The organism is Geobacillus sp. G4 (genome assembly GCF_040327975.1).
In the GTDB taxonomy this organism is placed as follows: Bacteria; Bacillota; Bacilli; order Bacillales; family Anoxybacillaceae; genus Geobacillus; species Geobacillus thermoleovorans.
Genome location: NZ_JBEPJY010000065.1, coordinates 1 through 572, shown reverse-complemented (window position 1 = coordinate 572; position 572 = coordinate 1). Strand labels below are relative to the sequence as shown.

Here is a 572-nt window from a genome sequence, read left to right as displayed (position 1 = left end):
TGAACATATCCCTGTCAAGTAGACAGTGTGAAAAATACCCACCTTCTTCAGCTGCTTGTTAGGATAGTGGAATGAGGAAACGTTGTCAAGGAAAGCACTTGACAACGTCTCCTTCATTCCACTTCATCGTTGGCAAGCTGAAGAAGGAGACATTCTCAGCCGTTCGTCTGCTAGGCTGCTTGGGCAATTCGGTATTCCACTGGGCTGAGGTAGTCTAGTTTTTTCTGGCACCGTTCATAATTATAAAAATACATGTACTGATCGATCGCCTCGATCATTTCCTCTTCCGTTTCAAAGGTGGGAAGGTCCACCATTTCCGATTTCAAATGCCCGAAAAAATTTTCCATGCAGGCATTGTCTAAACAGTTTCCTCTTCTGGACATACTAGGAATGATATGATGAGCCTTCAGCAGTTGATGGTACTGGCGGGATGTGTACTGGGAGCCTTGATCGCTATGGAGAAGGACTCCTCGCGCATCCCGTTTTTTGATGGCATCCTTGACAGTTTCGATCACCAATTTTAAGTCATTCGAACGACTGATGCGATACGCAATGATTTCATTGTTGTACAG

1 protein-coding gene is annotated in these 572 nt (G+C 44.8%); it reads right to left on the bottom strand.

What is annotated here, in order from left to right; all coding sequences use genetic code 11:
• Nucleotides 1–170: 170 nt before the first annotated feature.
• Nucleotides 171–515 (bottom strand): IS3 family transposase, encoded by a 345-nt coding sequence (locus ABS784_RS16950; RefSeq protein ID WP_407067063.1) that lies wholly within the window; start codon nt 513–515, stop codon nt 171–173.
• Nucleotides 516–572: the final 57 nt, after the last annotated feature.